The following is a 14,809-nucleotide window of genomic DNA, read 5'->3' on the forward strand; positions in this document are numbered from 1 at the left end:
TGATTCGCAAAGCAAAAGCAAAAATTCCCTCATTCTTATCTAATACTCATTTAAACAGTTTTGAAAAACTGTGCATCATTTTTAAAATACACAAAGAATACCATTTCCTTTCGACTAATTAAAGACAAACGAATTAGCTTTATGATATAATGAGGTTAACTTTAATAATACAGGAGAAAAAAATGATAAGACAAAAAATTGCCGTGCTTGGCCCCGGGTCATGGGGAACTGCCTTATCTCAAGTCCTTAACGACAACGGTCATGAGGTTCGTATTTGGGGCAATATTCCTGAACAGCTCGATGAAATCAATGAGCATCATACCAATAAACGCTATTTTAAAGATGTGGTGCTGGATGAAAAGATTAAAGCTTATAAGGACTTGAAAGAAGCCCTGAAAGATGTCGATGCTGTTCTTTTTGTAGTTCCTACAAAAGTAACACGCTTGGTTGCTAAACAAGTGGCAGAAATTCTTAAGCATAAGGTCTTTATCATGCATGCTTCTAAAGGACTGGAGCCAGGAACGCACGAACGCTTATCAGTTATTCTGGAAGAAGAAATTCCAGCTGAGTTTCGCAGCGATATTGTTGTGGTTTCCGGACCCAGCCACGCTGAAGAGACCATTGTCCGTGACATTACTTTGATTACTGCAGCCTCAAAAGATTTGGAAGCTGCTAAATATGTTCAAAAACTTTTCAGCAATAACTATTTCCGCCTTTACACCAATCCGGATGTCATCGGTGTTGAAACGGCCGGAGCTCTCAAAAATATTATCGCGGTTGGAGCTGGAGCTCTGCACGGCATGGGCTACGGTGACAATGCTAAAGCAGCTGTTATTACTCGCGGTTTGGCTGAAATTACCCGGTTAGGAGTGAAATTAGGCGCTGATCCACTAACCTACAGCGGACTTTCAGGTGTTGGGGACTTAATCGTTACTGGAACTTCAGTCCACTCACGCAATTGGCGGGCTGGAGATGCTCTGGGACGCGGTGAAAAATTAGAAGATATTGAAAAAAATATGGGAATGGTCATTGAAGGAATTTCAACCACCAAGGTTGCCTATGAACTTTCCAAGGAACTTGACGTCTATATGCCTATCACCAGTGCTATTTATCAATCCATCTACGAAGGTAAAAATATCAAGGAAGCCATCAAGTCAATGATGTCCAACGAATTTAGAGCAGAAAATGAATGGAGTTAGTAATATGCCAAGCAAAAAAGTAAGAAAAGCCGTTATTCCCGCAGCAGGATTGGGAACACGTTTCCTGCCAGCTACCAAAGCACTTGCCAAAGAAATGCTGCCCATTGTGGATAAACCAACAATTCAATTTATCGTAGAAGAAGCCCTGAAATCAGGTATTGAGGATATTTTAGTTGTTACTGGTAAATCAAAACGTTCTATTGAAGACCATTTTGATTCCAACTTTGAACTTGAATACAATCTAGAGCAAAAAGGAAAAACTGATCTTCTCAAGCTTGTTAATGACACTACAGCTATTAATCTGCATTTCATTCGCCAGAGCCATCCGCGTGGATTGGGTGATGCTGTCCTGCAGGCCAAAGCCTTTGTTGGGAATGAACCCTTTGTTGTTATGCTGGGTGACGACCTGATGGACATCACAGATGATCAGGCTATCCCTTTGACACGCCAGCTGATAAACGATTACGACGAAACCCATGCTTCTACAATTGCTGTTATGCCGGTGCCGCATGATGAGGTTTCTGCTTACGGTGTTATTGCTCCTCAAGGTGAAGGCGTTAAGGGTCTCTACAGTGTTGACACCTTTGTTGAAAAACCAGCTCCTGAAGAAGCTCCTAGTGATTTGGCTATTATCGGCCGTTATCTGCTGACACCTGAAATTTTTACAATTCTGGAAACCCAGAAACCTGGTGCTGGCAATGAAGTACAGCTGACAGATGCTATTGATACTCTCAATAAGACACAGCGGGTTTTTGCGCGTGAATTCAGAGGAAAACGCTACGACGTCGGTGATAAATTCGGCTTTATGAAAACTTCTATTGATTATGCCCTCAAGCACCCGCAGGTTAAAGAAGATTTAAAATCTTATATTATCAATCTCGGTAAAGAATTAGATAAAGAAGCTTCAAAAAAGAACTCGAAATAAGCTCGAGTTCTTTCAGACTGTAGACAAACTTCATTTTGAGGTTTGTCTTTTTTTAATTTTTATCTTTACAAAAATCTACGGCTAAAGGCTAAAAACAGCAGCACCAGAGCAAGCCCCAAATAGAGTAAAAGGGCTTCTAAGCGCTGGCTGGTTTTGAAAGCTTGCTTTTCTGTCTGACTCGGTAGAATAACACCTAAAATAACGCCGCCAATCATGCCACCTAAATGCCCAGCAATACTCACGCTCGGCATAAAAAGGTTAAAGAGCAGATTGATAGCAATCAGAGCCTGATAATTACGTCCCAGCTGCTTTAAGTAGGGGTTACGCCCAAAATATCCCAAGACTGCAATCGCTCCGAACATGCCAAATAAAGACGTTGAAGCCCCGGCTGCTACAACACTTGGTGTAAAGAAAAGGGTAAAAATATTCCCCATAATACCAGCTAAAAGATAGAGGAGCAAAAATTTCCAAGAGCCCCAAATGCTTTCAGCCATCTGTCCTACAAAGTAAAGAGTCAAGCTGTTAAATAAAAAATGTTCCCAGCCAATATGGACAAAAATGGGAGTTATCAATCGCCAAAGCTGATTTGGCATTTGAATGACAACATCTCCATACATGCCACCAAAATTAAAAACAGTCAGCGTTTCTGTTGCCCGTCCAAAATAAAGAATCTGCATGGCTAAAAAGACTAATGTTGTCAGGGTCAACAAAAACGAAGTTGCAGGATATTTTTTAAAGCTCTCCATATTGTAGTACCTCTTTCACTGGAATATCAAAATAATCGGGTTCAAAATCAAGCATCTGAAAAGGATAGGCAGTACTAACCGTACTGCCAGCAAAATCAGCCAGATAGCGATCGTAATAACCTCCGCCAAATCCCAGACGATAACCCATATTGTTAAAAGCAAGACCCGGAACGTGAATAAGATCAATATCGGACTTGGCAACCGTTTGATTGCTTCTTGGCTCTTTCAGACCAAATGCATTCATCTCCAAATCAGCAGCATTATAGCTAACAAAAACCATTTTCCCCTTGCCATAGGTCTTAGGAACAACAATTCTTTTTCCGTCTTTTTGCGCCTGCTCGATCAACAAAGACGTATCAAATTCAAAGGGAAAGGCCAGATAAGTCGCCAGAGTACGGGCCTTTTTATAAGTTTCTAATTCAATAAAATTACTGACCAGCTGCTGGTCTCTTTGCGTCTTAACAGTCCTGCTCTGATTTTTTAACTGCTCTATCATTTGAGCCCGAAGTTCTTTTTTTGTCATGCTAATATCATAACACGATTGAACTTTTTTTCCTATTATTAACTAAGATTACTTAAAAACAAGACTGCTTTAAGAAAAAATTCTTAGCTTTTTTCTTTCTGACCATCTAAAAAGCTGATAAAATAAGGGGTTCTAGCTCTAATAAAATAAAAATTTTACTTTAAGGTTTCTTTAAGGTTTCTCTTATATAATTTAATCATCCTAAAACAACCACTTCCCCAAGTGGTTGGGGAGATAAACTTTCCTATTTTATTTCCCCTTTTTCATAAATCTCCTGGGCATTCAGTGAAAGCTGGATGCCCTTCCCTTTTCTTTTTAAAACCCCTTGGGAACTCAAGTCCTAAGGGGTTGTTTTCATTATTCTGTGGGTTTGCGCAGCAATCATTACTGTCTTTCCTCTTTAATTTGTTCTAGTCTTTAGAAAACCGCTAATTTTATCAACCGCAAACGGCAGAGCTTCTTCTTTAGGGCTCATCTTGGGATGGTGCAGCGCATAAGGAGTGTCAACCCCCAACCAGAACATCACACCAGGGATTTTGTTGAGTAAGTAGCCAAAGTCTTCACCAGTCATAGCAGGCAGACAGTCAATCAAATGGACACCGTCTGTATTTTCAAAATAAGCCATGAGATTTTGAGCCAATTCGGGATTATTTTCGACCGGCAGATAACCGCCCTGCTTTAACTGAACATCAACTTCTAGGCCAAAGGAGGCTGCAAGACCTTGGGCAATTTCCTGCACCCGCTTTTGGATCAGCAGGCTCATATCCTGGGTCAATGTACGGATGGTTCCGTGCAGGGTCGCCGCTTCAGCAATGACATTGTTGGTCGTTCCGGCGTGCATAGACCCAAAAGTAACGACTCCACCTTCAATAGGATCAACATTGCGGCTGACAATAGTCTGCACTTGTGTAATAAAATAGGAAGCAGCTACGAGAGCATCATTAGCATTATGCGGAAAGGCAGCATGCCCACCCTTACCTTTAAATGTGATGAAAACTTCACAGGTCCCGGCAAATAAAGTAGCTGTATTGGTCGCAATATCTCCAACCTTAAAGTCAGGACGAACATGCAAACCGTAGAATTCATCAGGCTGCCAATCGCCAAAGGCACCGTCCTCATACATGAGCATACCGCCTGCTTCATTTTCTTCTGCTGGCTGAAAAAGAAAGAGCAGGTTGTTTTTGGGCTGAACTTGTACCATTTCATCTAGTAAACCAAGAGCAACTGTCATATGCATATCATGACCGCAGGCATGCATCCGGCCTTCATGAGTGCTGGCAAAATCAAGTCCTGTCTCTTCAACGACAGGCAGAGCATCAATGTCTGTCCGCCAGCCAATCGTTTTCTCAGGTGCCCAGCCTTTCAAAAAGACTAAAATTCCCGTGCGCCAAGTCTTTTGTTCAACAAAGTCTTTGCCATGGGTAATTTCAGCGATACGTTCCAAGAGATAAGCCTGCGTTTTAAATTCCTCCAGACCAATTTCTGGAATTTGGTGCAGATCACGACGAATTTTGATTAAATCTAGAGTCATATTAATTTTCCTTTTGTAAAGAGGCTAGAACAACGTCCCGCCTCTTTTGAATTGATTCATACTTAACAGCTTAGTGCAGTGTCTGAGAGAAATTCTGTTGACTTTACTAGAATTTTCCCTAAGACCTAGAGGTTGCGAAGGGCGTCTTCAAGAGCTGTCTTTTGCTGCGTTTTTTCATCAATTTCTTTGATGACACGCGCCGGCACACCAGCTACGACAACATTTTCAGGGACGTCTTGAGTGACGATAGCGCCGGCTGCCACAACTGAACCGCTGCCGACCTGTACCCCTTCAATAATAACCGCATTGGCACCAACCAAAACATTGTCTCCGATACGGACAGGATCAGCAGAAGCTGGCTCGATAACGCCAGCAAGGACAGCACCTGCTCCAATATGGCTGTTTTTGCCAACAGTTGCACGGCCGCCAAGAATAGCCCCCATATCAATCATAGTACCTTCACCAATTTCAGCACCGATATTGATAACAGCTCCCATCATAACCACAGCATTATCTTCAATCGTCACTTGGTCACGAATAATTGCTCCCGGTTCAATACGAGCGTTGATATGGCGTTTATCAAGCAAAGGAACTGCCGAATTGCGCCCGTCTTGCTCAACAACATAATCCTTATTCTCAGTCAGCTTCGCTAGCAAAGGTTCAATATCTTTCCAATCACCGAAAAGAACATTGCCAAGCTTAACAACTGAAGCAGGAACTGCTCCAGTAAGCTCTCCCTCAAAAGTCACCTTGACATTCGTTTTCTTTTTAGCATTGCCAATAAAAGCAATAATCTCTTGCGCAGACATTTTTTGTGCAGTCATGATTTTCTCCTTAATAGCTTTATTACTATTATAACAATATTCAAGTTATTTGTGTCAAATTTCCACAAAAAAATACCCTAATAACGGGCATTGATTAAATTAATCTGTAAACTTTTTTAACGTTCCTAAGTACAGCGAACCTCCAATAATAGCCAGAATACCACCAACCCATCCCAAAAACGGAACAAGTGAAATAGCTCCTCCAACAATCATTAAAACACTGGGAGCTGCTCCTACCCGCATATCACCTTTATAATAGACAATTCCCACAATTCCAAGAACCAAAATGGCAATCTTGATAATATAAATAAAAGCTGTCATACTTGATGTTGCTGATACAGAACCTGTCGCTGCAGCGCCTAAAATAAACCAAACTGCTACAAGTAAAAAAACTCCCCCAACTAAACCTACGATACCATTAGTTAATGCTAAACCTTTTGTTTTCATATTTCTCACTTTTCTAATCATTTATTTTGTCATTTGATTTTTGACTATTTTTCCACTTTTTCCATTTCAAATACTCTTGAAAATCAGCATAATCATCAGAGAGTACAGTTTCTTTTGCATGTCCATCAGGCTCATCTTCCTCATTACTGGGAGAAATAAAATTAGTTAGCCAATCTGCTATTTTATTTCCTGTATTAACTCGCCTTTTCTTAAAAATCCTGCCAGATTTATGAGCCGCATTCGCATTAATTTTGTTATTTACTGCATTTCCTAAAATCGCTCCTAATCCAATCCATTTCCCAGCTTTAATTAATTCTTGGATGATAGTCGCAGTTATTATAACTATCATGAATAAAAACAGCATAATTATTAAAAAATAAAAACTAAACATAAATTCCACTTAAATTTCATTATCATGAACCAAACATTGTATCTACTGTTTGTCTATAGGTATTACGAATTTGAATAAGCGCTTGAGCCAAAAACTCTTCGGAACCGCTTAGAGGCATGTTTTTCATCGAACCATACTCTTCTTTAGCATCTTTGTATTCTTGATCAAGTTCAGCTTTTGCCTTTTTAAATTCTTCTTGATAGTCGCTATTAGTCAGATTAAGCTGCTCTAATTTGTAATTATAATAGCCAATATAATCATCAACAACTAATTTATATATATCAAGATAATCCCCATATGTTTTCATTGATTGAATTTTTTCATCAGAAACAAGATTTGGATCATAATTTTTTAGACTGCTTGTAGATTTTGACTCAGTTTTTGAATCTGAACTCTTTTTTATTTTTTCTGATGACGCAGTAGTAGAAATCTCTTTTGATGCTTTATCGACAGCATCACTGTAAGCAGACTGAGAGACTAACACTATCACAATTCCTGCCAATGAAATTATTGTTCCAATAATGGTCAGAACTTTCTTTTTCTTTAAATTAACAATAAATGCTACTATACCTAAGATAAGACCTACAACAGCAAAAAGAAATGCTAAGTTATTAATAAATGGTACCCATGATAAAGCAAGCCCTATCCCTCCAAAAACCAAAGCTAAAATTGGCAAAACTTTTCTTTCTTCTTTTTTCATTAGCTTCTCCCCTATTTTGAAAATCTTTACAAAACCATTATATAATATATATATATATATATCAGGTTGTAGACAAACTCTATAGTTAGCATTTCACAAGCACACACATCTTAGGATAATATCAATTCACAATCTATAAGAAAAATAGACGAATTGAACAAGCCTAGCCCAGATACTTTCCGCTGTAGCAAAAACGCCAGAAATGAGTGATTTCTGGCGTTCGGAGATTTTGAGACTTAGGCTCAAAATCTTAATTGAACATGGGCTACAGATTATGGCAAAAAGATGAGTCCGCCTAGAATCTTAACGATTCCGCGGCGCACTCCCTATTTTGCCTTTATCCGCAGACGCCCTTTGTATCTTGAACTTAGGTATGAAATTCCAAAGGAAGTTGCTGCGACGATTGCCGTTAGAAATCGATACTATTTCTAACGGTAATCTAATGCAAAACCTAGTCAAAAGCTATAGCGTTGGCGTTTGGTTTTGCCGTCCGCGCTACCTAAGGAAAGTATCATAACACAATAGTTCTTTTGATAAAAATTGACTTTTTCTTCAGTCTGAAGCCTTCCGAAGAGGGCTTTTTAATGTTTGGTAAGTGCTTTTTCTCTTTTTCAAAACAAGGTTTGAGTGTTTTTTTGAAAATTTTATACTTAAGTGAAAAGCTGAATAACTGATCCGGCATTCAGAACCACGGGCTCGCTTGCCTGAACATGGAGAGTTCCTGGAAGTGAGCCTTCGCTTGAACCATCAAAAGAGATTGTTATATGGCCCAGATTCTTTAAATTTTTCTCAACGACATCACCAACTGCGGTCACCGGAAATTCTTGCTTATCGATGACCAGTCTACTGCCTGTAACAATCGCTCCCGATAAATCTTTGTTATCAATCTTGTAGCAGTATTCTGCTAAGTCAGCCGGAGCTTCTTCACCAAAAAGAATCAGCATATTGGCATCTTTAATCATACTAAGGGCCTCTGGCCCGACATCCAAAACTTTTGCTTCAAAAATCTTAGTCATTTTCCTCCCCTTTTCTAACTAAATAATTTACATTCATTTTATTCTTTTTATTGATAAAGTCCAATGCTGGCAATCCAGGCTACAATAACGCGTGGAACACCATTAAGGAAACGTGAGTAAAGAACGGATGGAACACCGACTTCTACTGTTTCAGCATCGGCTTCTGATAACCCTAGGGCAACAGGAATAAAGTCACAACCATTTTGCGTATTGATGGCAAACAGAGCCGGAAGAGCCATTTGCGGCGGAATAGTTCCTTTACCGATTTCAACACCAATAAGCGTTCCAATAATTTGTGAAATAACAGCACCAGGGCCAAGTAAAGGTGATAAAAATGGAAGTGAGCAGATAAAGCCAATAATGACAAGCCCCCAAATATTACCAGCCAACGGCACCATAAGATGAGCCAGCCATTTACCAACTCCTGAACCTTGAATAAAACCAATCAGAAGCGATACAAAGGCCATGAAAGGAAGGATGGTGTTTATTAGTGTTTGAATAGCATCACGCGCTGCCTGATTAAAGATTGCAACAATTTTACCGGCACCCATGCCAATCCGAGCAATAAAACTTGTTTCAGCACGCTGCTCCGTGATTTTTTTACTGGTATCATAACTTTCAGTTTTTGCTTTAGAAGTCTGTAGATCCACCTGATTGTCAGGAGATTCAGCAAGAGCTTCTGTAGAACTGATTTGTTCAGGACCTACCGCTGATACATAAATATCTTCAGTGATATATTGTGCCAGCGGTCCACTTTTACCAGTTGCCACAATATTAATAGTAGGAATGCCTTTTTTAGGATAAATACCGCAGCGCAGTGTTCCGCCGCAATCAACAATAGCTAAAGCTATGTCTTTATCTGGAATAGAGGTTTTAAAACCGTTAACAGCTTCCATTCCTGTTAATTCAACAATTTTATCAACAATTTCAGGTTTTTCACCACCACCGGTAATATAGATAAATTTGTGTTTTTCTTCAGTCGGTGTGATAATCAAAGGACCACCAAATCCACCATTGCCTTTTACAACTTTAATACTTCTATAAGCCATAGTTTTCTCTCCTTTAATCAGTTAAGTAAGTCCTAGGGGACTTTCCCTAAACTTCTTAGATACTATCTTCTTTTTATTAATCAAGTGTTTTACTCAGGGTAATGCCTTGCTGTTTGCATACCCAGGCTGTGGTCAGATCTGTTACCCAGCCAGAGACAAAATTCATCAACAAGCCAACTAGTAAATAACGAATGGCTAGATCTATTTGACTCAAGCCGAGCGTCTTAATTCCTGATGCGATTCCCAGCCAGACAAATAATTCACCGGGATTGATATGAGGAAAGACCCCATTTGAAGTATGGCAAAATTGCATTTGAGAGGCAATGTAGCTTGGTTTGTAATATTCTGGCATGAAGCGTCCCATGCTGATGGCCATTGGATTACCCAACATAAAGGCTGATATGAACGGTAAAATCATATAGCGGCTGATTGGATTTTTAGCAGACATCTGAGCCAACTTATTAACCTTCTCTTCTCCAAGCAGAGCAATCAGGGCATTCATTGCAACCAAGAGCATCAAAACTACCGGAACAATGCTGGTCATCCAACTGACAAAATTGTCACCACCTGTCTGGAAAAGTTTCATAAAACCTTCAGCAAATTTTGAAATATAAGACATAACTATCTCCTTTTTTATCTATATTAAAAGCTAAGAAAATTTAGTCTAGATTTAAATTTTCTCTGTCTTAAAACCTTTTTCACCTTTAAATTTCATGACGATTTTTTAATCTCAATTTAAAGCGTGATATTAATACTTTAGCGTGCAGTCCAAGATCAATCAGTGGAGCTTGTTTTGGTTCATCCTTATAAACACCTGCTTCTGTTTTCAAAAAAACAGCTCTCGCATCTTCGATAGCCATGCGCAGCAATTTGTTTTCTTTACGAACCAAGGGATTATAGGTGTCAAAATAGTGAATATCCTCTCCAATATAGTCCGGCATATCCTTAAATCGAGCAGCCATGGTGACGCCTTGCATCTTTTTAGCATCTAGGACTATGCCTTCTTTATCAATAGCAAACATGACAATAGTACCCGACCTAATCCTACCGGATCTACGCCCTATAGCAACACGCCCCTGACGTCTTAACTGGGCATAGATTTTATTAAAATGTTTAAGCTGCTTTAGACCCAACATCAATTGAACAGCATAGGCTGCCAGTATAAGCAAGCCAAAACTAACCATAACATCCATTAAAATACTCCTTTTTCTCTGGTAAATGCGATAAAGTCTGCTTCATTTTCAATTTTTCTCAAAGCTTCTTTAAGGTCTGTATCACCAGCAATTCGAAAAATGTCATCATACAGCTCTAAAAGTTCTGCTTCTGTTTGACTTTCAATTTTAGGCGGAATAGCTACTAAAAAGATAAGTTCTACATTTTCTTCGTCCGTACAATAAGGCTCTTCAGGAACTCCCAGCATTAGCACGGTCTTTTGCAGCGATTGATTAACAGTATGCGGGAAAGCAATGCCATTACCAAACACCGTTGACTGCTCCTTCTCTCTGTCTAAAATGCGTTTTTCAAAATCGTCATCAACCAAATCCAAGGCTTTCAGCCGATGGATCATATGTATCAAGTAATCCCGATAACTTGCAGCTTTAGACAATCTCGAAAAAGTTAAAATAACCGTTTTGAGATTTTTTTGATGATAGTGATTAACACGCTGCCACTCTTCACGCAGCCACTGGTCGTCAAAGAGATTTTTAATTTGAACAACTGGAGAATTCAGTCGACCCAGCTTCAAGGGAATGGTCGTAAAAATAGCAAAATAATTATCATTTGTGGCAGGATTAAAATTTTCCTCCGAATATTGAGTTATTTCAATGTCATAGCCAAGTACACGCATTAACTGCCGTTTTATCATATGTGCTGTGCCCCGTCCTGTTGTACAGACAACTGCAATCCGACGCTTTTCGCCTTGGGAAACGGTTTCATTTTCATGCAAAATTAATTCGAAATAAAGCGCCAAGTAACTCAGCTCGGATAACTCAAGCGGATGACCAAAATGCTTCCTTAAATCGTCACCAGCCACCCTTGCCATCTCAAAGGCTAGAGGATATTTATTTTGAATTTCTCCATGAAAAATATCGTTAGCCTGAACATGAAAGATCAGCCGATTGATAAGAAATTTTAGGTGGGTCTGAATTTCAGAAAACAAATGCTCTTCATCAAAATTAACCAAGAGTGTCTCTTTAACCCTTTTGACAAGGCTTTGATAAAGTTCCAGCAAGTCCTGCCTATCTGTAGATTGATAAGTTAAGGCGTCAATGTATTGGGTATTGAGCGGAAAACTCAGAAAATCTTGTTCATATTGGCTGAGTGACACTTGATAAACCAGCTCAATATGATAAAGCAGCTGCCCCATGATGTCTGAATGAATCAGTCCATTGACATAATAGTCAATTGGAGACAGCAACAGTTTATTTTGCTGAATGCGATCAACCGTTATAGAAATGACTTTGGTCAGCAGTTCCTGTGTTTTTCTTGGAATTTTAAAGTCAGCATATAATTGTTCCAAAAAATGATAGGTTTCTTCTTTTAAAGCATCTGAATTAAAATAAGAATAGACATGGTGAATATAAAAGAGCCGCAAATTCAATTCTGTTCCGACAATTTCCAGACCGCGATTGGGTCTGCCTGACAGGTGCAAATGATAATTTTCAGCTAGGTTCTTAACACGTTTCAAATCCTTATTAATAGTAGTCCGGCTGACACCAATTTCCTCTGCCAAATCATCAATGAGCAAAGGCGAAGCCGCCTGAACCAAACGCTTAATGAGATAAGAAGCTCGTTTGTTTGCCGAATTAAAATCACTTTCTTTACGAAGACTCCCCGCTAAAATAGTTTCCAAGCGAGCATAATCATAAACTTCTAACAAGAGATTATTTGCTTCCTGCCTGATTTGAACATCACCGTCCAAAACATCATTGAGCTGCTCAATGCTTGTCAGCAGCGTTTTCATACTGACATTCAGTTCTTTGCGCATAGCTTCCAGAGAAATACTATGCTGAGCAACCAATAGTTCCAAAATATGATACCAGCGATTAACTAATGCCACTTTTATCGTCCTTTGTATTTAATTAACCGCGCGTTTTACCTCCAGCAACATTTGTTGTAATTCCCGTGATATAACTTGAGCGATCCGAAATGTAGTAGGCCACCAAATCAGCAACCTCACTCAATCTACCGCTGCGTCCCAAGGGTGTCGTTGTTGTTGACGCGTAACCCGCACGAATATCTTCAACTGTTTTTCCTCTAGTATAACCAAGAGCCTCTTCATAAGCAAGTGTCCGCAGACCCGTTGCCTCCATAATACCTGGAGCAATACCAACCACACGAACATTGTATTTCCCAAGCTCTTTTGCCCATGAACGTGTATAACTGTAAACTGCAGCCTTGGTTCCTGCATAAGCACTTTGTCCTTCAGAACCTTCTAGCCCTGCTTCTGAAGCCATATTGATAATGACACCTTTTTTCTTATCAACCAAGATTCGGCCAACAGCCTGACTAACCAAATACAGCCCTTTTTGATTAATCATCGTTATTTTGTCAAAAACGGCATCATCAAGTTCATACTTGCCATGAGGATCCTTGGGATCTACTAAGAGACGCGGAATATTGATACCTGCATTATTAACCAGAGCATCAACTGTTCCAAAATGTTCAACAACAGCAGCTACAGCTTCCTCCACCTGTTGACGCGAGGTGACATCTACTTTCTGGAAAAAAAGATTGTCATGTTTGAAGTCATTGTCAGCAATATCAAAGTTAGCAACCTTGACACCTAAATTCAGCAATTCTTCGACAATGGCCCGGCCAATCCCAGATGAAGCCCCTGTAACAATTACTGTTTTCCCAGCAATATTTAACCAATCCATTATTGTTACACTCCTTTACATTTTTTATAGCTCTTTAGTCTATAAATAGAATTCCTACTGTCAGTCAGCTTGATGTTGTCCACTTTCTTTGACCACTACTGACACTTAGCAAGAATAGCCGTTTTATCAAGTGATAAAGGGTTCTCGATATTGCTATAAAACTAAACAACTATATTTTGTATGTTCATTATAAAACGCTTACAAAAAATAATTAAGACACACTTTTTTCAGCTGTTAAAAAATTTAGTGTATTAATTAAAAAAACCGATAACCTCTATTAAAGATTACCGGATTAAAATGACATATTATAAAATCTGAAATAATGGCTGTTAAACTGCTTGTTTTACCTTATTCTCCGAACACCGTCACCTGACACTTACGGGTACGTTCTCTCGTCTTATCATAATCAACAAAGTAGAAATAACCCGTACTGCCTACTCCCAAATCACCATTCGTCACATCAACAAGCTGGCTAGAACCAATTAAAGTTGCTTTTAGATGACCATCACCATTCCAAAGTGCTTTGCGATCACCTCCAGGAAGATAGCTTTCAGCATCTGGCCACGATTCTACCGCTTGATAATGGGCTTCTCCAGGATAAATATAAGTTTGGGCACTAGTGTGATCTGGAATGATTTTTTCAAGAACATTATTCAAATCAGCCTGAAGAAATTCATCTCCATCTTCTGTATAATCATGGGCAAATTCTTCAAAGAAAACCGCACAGGTTGTATGGGGTGAAATCATTGCCAGCAGGCCATTTTCAATCCCGCTTTCTTTAACGATTTCACGCAGCTTATCAGTTATGTTGACATAGGTTGCCTTCCCTGCTGCTGTATCTACAGTAAAGGTTTTTTTATATAGCTTCATCTGTCTTATCCTCTTAGTTACTTACTGGCTTTTTCAGCCGCTTCAATCATATCTCTGAGCATTTGTTTAGGATCTAAAGCTTCTGTAATACCGCTGGTACAGCCTGTTCCATCTGCTCCAAGTTTAATTACCTTAAAGACATCATCTGCATTAGAGATCCCTGCTGCCTGCATCACTAAAGTATCTGGTGATATCGCTTTGATTGCTTCATTAGTACTTGTCACATAGGCCTCGTCACTTGTATTGCCCGTCCCAATTAACTCGGTCGGCTCACACAGGATAATGTCAGGTTTTAAAGTAGCAATAGCCCGCGCTTCTTTTAAAGAATTAGCACAAACAATAGTGATGATATCTAATTCATCTGCACGCTCAACAGCCTTAACAATTTCATCAAAAGTTACAGGACGTTCAGCATGATTAATAAATGTTGCATCGGCGCCAGCAAATTTTACAGCTTCAGGCAGCACATGCCCCATGCCTCGGCCAGGTTTAAGACTGTCAATATGCTGCGCTGATACAATAACCTTATCTGTCACGGTTGCTACATGGCTTATGTTTGCAAAGGGACAAGTAACAAACACCGACAGGTCAGGAAATTTTTCAGCCATTTCTTCAGCGACTATAGCCATTTCTACAATGTCATTTCCATAAAGATAAGATTTTGGATTAAACATGAAAAACGGCGTCTTTATCTTAATCTTACTCATTTG

The 14,809-nt window shown here is 39.4% G+C and carries 18 protein-coding genes; 3 read left to right on the forward strand and 15 right to left on the reverse strand.

Annotated elements, in window-relative coordinates:
* The first annotated feature begins 182 nt into the window (after positions 1 to 182).
* Positions 183 to 1,199, forward strand: a complete 1,017-nt coding sequence (locus SCSH_RS00925) for an NAD(P)H-dependent glycerol-3-phosphate dehydrogenase (RefSeq protein WP_057490027.1) — start codon at positions 183 to 185, stop codon at positions 1,197 to 1,199.
* 4 nt (positions 1,200 to 1,203) lie between these two features.
* On the forward strand, positions 1,204 to 2,124 hold the full coding sequence (gene galU / locus SCSH_RS00930) for a UTP--glucose-1-phosphate uridylyltransferase GalU (protein ID WP_057490028.1): 921 nt from the start codon (positions 1,204 to 1,206) through the stop codon (positions 2,122 to 2,124).
* A gap of 65 nt (positions 2,125 to 2,189) precedes the next feature.
* Here the strand turns inward: galU and SCSH_RS00935 are convergent, their stop codons facing one another.
* From SCSH_RS00935 to SCSH_RS00965, 7 genes are all read right to left on the reverse strand, one after another.
* The gene (locus tag SCSH_RS00935; protein ID WP_057490029.1) at positions 2,190 to 2,870 is read right to left on the reverse strand and encodes a rhomboid family intramembrane serine protease; all 681 of its coding nucleotides are present in this window, start codon (positions 2,868 to 2,870) and stop codon (positions 2,190 to 2,192) included.
* Positions 2,857 to 3,393 carry a 5-formyltetrahydrofolate cyclo-ligase gene (locus tag SCSH_RS00940; protein WP_057490030.1) on the reverse strand — a complete coding sequence of 179 codons (537 nt, stop codon included), beginning with the start codon at positions 3,391 to 3,393 and terminating at the stop codon, positions 2,857 to 2,859. Before SCSH_RS00940 ends, SCSH_RS00935 begins: the two co-directional genes overlap by 14 nt.
* 400 nt (positions 3,394 to 3,793) lie before the next feature.
* Positions 3,794 to 4,924 carry an N-acetyldiaminopimelate deacetylase gene (locus SCSH_RS00945; protein WP_057490031.1) on the reverse strand — a complete coding sequence of 377 codons (1,131 nt, stop codon included), beginning with the start codon at positions 4,922 to 4,924 and terminating at the stop codon, positions 3,794 to 3,796.
* Positions 4,925 to 5,049: 125 nt separating this feature from the next.
* On the reverse strand, positions 5,050 to 5,748 hold the full coding sequence (dapD, locus tag SCSH_RS00950) for a 2,3,4,5-tetrahydropyridine-2,6-dicarboxylate N-acetyltransferase (protein ID WP_057490032.1): 699 nt from the start codon (positions 5,746 to 5,748) through the stop codon (positions 5,050 to 5,052).
* A 99-nt stretch (positions 5,749 to 5,847) separates the two neighbouring features.
* Positions 5,848 to 6,195 (reverse strand): hypothetical protein, encoded by a 348-nt coding sequence (locus tag SCSH_RS00955; protein ID WP_057490033.1) that lies wholly within the window; start codon positions 6,193 to 6,195, stop codon positions 5,848 to 5,850.
* A gap of 13 nt (positions 6,196 to 6,208) precedes the next feature.
* Positions 6,209 to 6,586 carry a hypothetical protein gene (locus tag SCSH_RS00960; protein ID WP_057490034.1) on the reverse strand — a complete coding sequence of 126 codons (378 nt, stop codon included), beginning with the start codon at positions 6,584 to 6,586 and terminating at the stop codon, positions 6,209 to 6,211.
* 22 nt (positions 6,587 to 6,608) lie between these two features.
* On the reverse strand, positions 6,609 to 7,286 hold the full coding sequence (locus SCSH_RS00965) for a hypothetical protein (RefSeq protein WP_057490035.1): 678 nt from the start codon (positions 7,284 to 7,286) through the stop codon (positions 6,609 to 6,611).
* Positions 7,287 to 7,571: 285 nt separating this feature from the next.
* On the opposite strand from SCSH_RS00965, the gene SCSH_RS11205 reads away from it, so the two are divergent.
* Positions 7,572 to 7,718 carry a hypothetical protein gene (locus SCSH_RS11205; RefSeq protein WP_193743665.1) on the forward strand — a complete coding sequence of 49 codons (147 nt, stop codon included), beginning with the start codon at positions 7,572 to 7,574 and terminating at the stop codon, positions 7,716 to 7,718.
* Positions 7,719 to 7,936: 218 nt separating this feature from the next.
* Here the strand turns inward: SCSH_RS11205 and SCSH_RS00970 are convergent, their stop codons facing one another.
* The 8 genes from SCSH_RS00970 to SCSH_RS01005 form a co-directional block, all read right to left on the reverse strand.
* A complete protein-coding gene (locus SCSH_RS00970) occupies positions 7,937 to 8,302 on the reverse strand; it encodes a PTS glucitol/sorbitol transporter subunit IIA (protein ID WP_057490036.1) in 366 nt (121 codons plus the stop codon).
* Positions 8,303 to 8,349: 47 nt separating this feature from the next.
* Positions 8,350 to 9,351: a PTS glucitol/sorbitol transporter subunit IIB gene (gene srlE / locus SCSH_RS00975; RefSeq protein ID WP_057490037.1), complete on the reverse strand. Its 1,002-nt coding sequence runs from the start codon at positions 9,349 to 9,351 to the stop codon at positions 8,350 to 8,352.
* A gap of 76 nt (positions 9,352 to 9,427) precedes the next feature.
* Positions 9,428 to 9,970 carry a PTS glucitol/sorbitol transporter subunit IIC gene (gene srlA / locus SCSH_RS00980; protein ID WP_057490038.1) on the reverse strand — a complete coding sequence of 181 codons (543 nt, stop codon included), beginning with the start codon at positions 9,968 to 9,970 and terminating at the stop codon, positions 9,428 to 9,430.
* Positions 9,971 to 10,055: 85 nt separating this feature from the next.
* Positions 10,056 to 10,544 (reverse strand): transcriptional regulator GutM, encoded by a 489-nt coding sequence (locus tag SCSH_RS00985; RefSeq protein ID WP_057490039.1) that lies wholly within the window; start codon positions 10,542 to 10,544, stop codon positions 10,056 to 10,058.
* The gene (locus tag SCSH_RS00990) at positions 10,544 to 12,409 is read right to left on the reverse strand and encodes a BglG family transcription antiterminator (protein ID WP_057490040.1); all 1,866 of its coding nucleotides are present in this window, start codon (positions 12,407 to 12,409) and stop codon (positions 10,544 to 10,546) included. The genes SCSH_RS00985 and SCSH_RS00990 overlap by 1 nt, the downstream gene beginning before the upstream one ends.
* Positions 12,410 to 12,431: 22 nt before the next feature.
* Complete coding sequence (locus tag SCSH_RS00995) at positions 12,432 to 13,232, reverse strand: SDR family oxidoreductase (protein ID WP_057490041.1); 801 nt, start codon at positions 13,230 to 13,232, stop codon at positions 12,432 to 12,434.
* Between the two features lie 345 nt (positions 13,233 to 13,577).
* Positions 13,578 to 14,099 carry a YjbQ family protein gene (locus tag SCSH_RS01000; protein WP_057490042.1) on the reverse strand — a complete coding sequence of 174 codons (522 nt, stop codon included), beginning with the start codon at positions 14,097 to 14,099 and terminating at the stop codon, positions 13,578 to 13,580.
* 17 nt (positions 14,100 to 14,116) lie between these two features.
* Positions 14,117 to 14,806, reverse strand: coding sequence for a triose-phosphate isomerase (locus SCSH_RS01005; protein ID WP_057490043.1), 690 nt, complete (start codon positions 14,804 to 14,806; stop codon positions 14,117 to 14,119).
* Between the last annotated feature and the right edge of the window lie 3 nt (positions 14,807 to 14,809).

It is taken from the genome of Streptococcus orisasini (assembly GCF_001431045.1).
GTDB classification, from domain to species: domain Bacteria; phylum Bacillota; class Bacilli; order Lactobacillales; family Streptococcaceae; genus Streptococcus; species Streptococcus orisasini.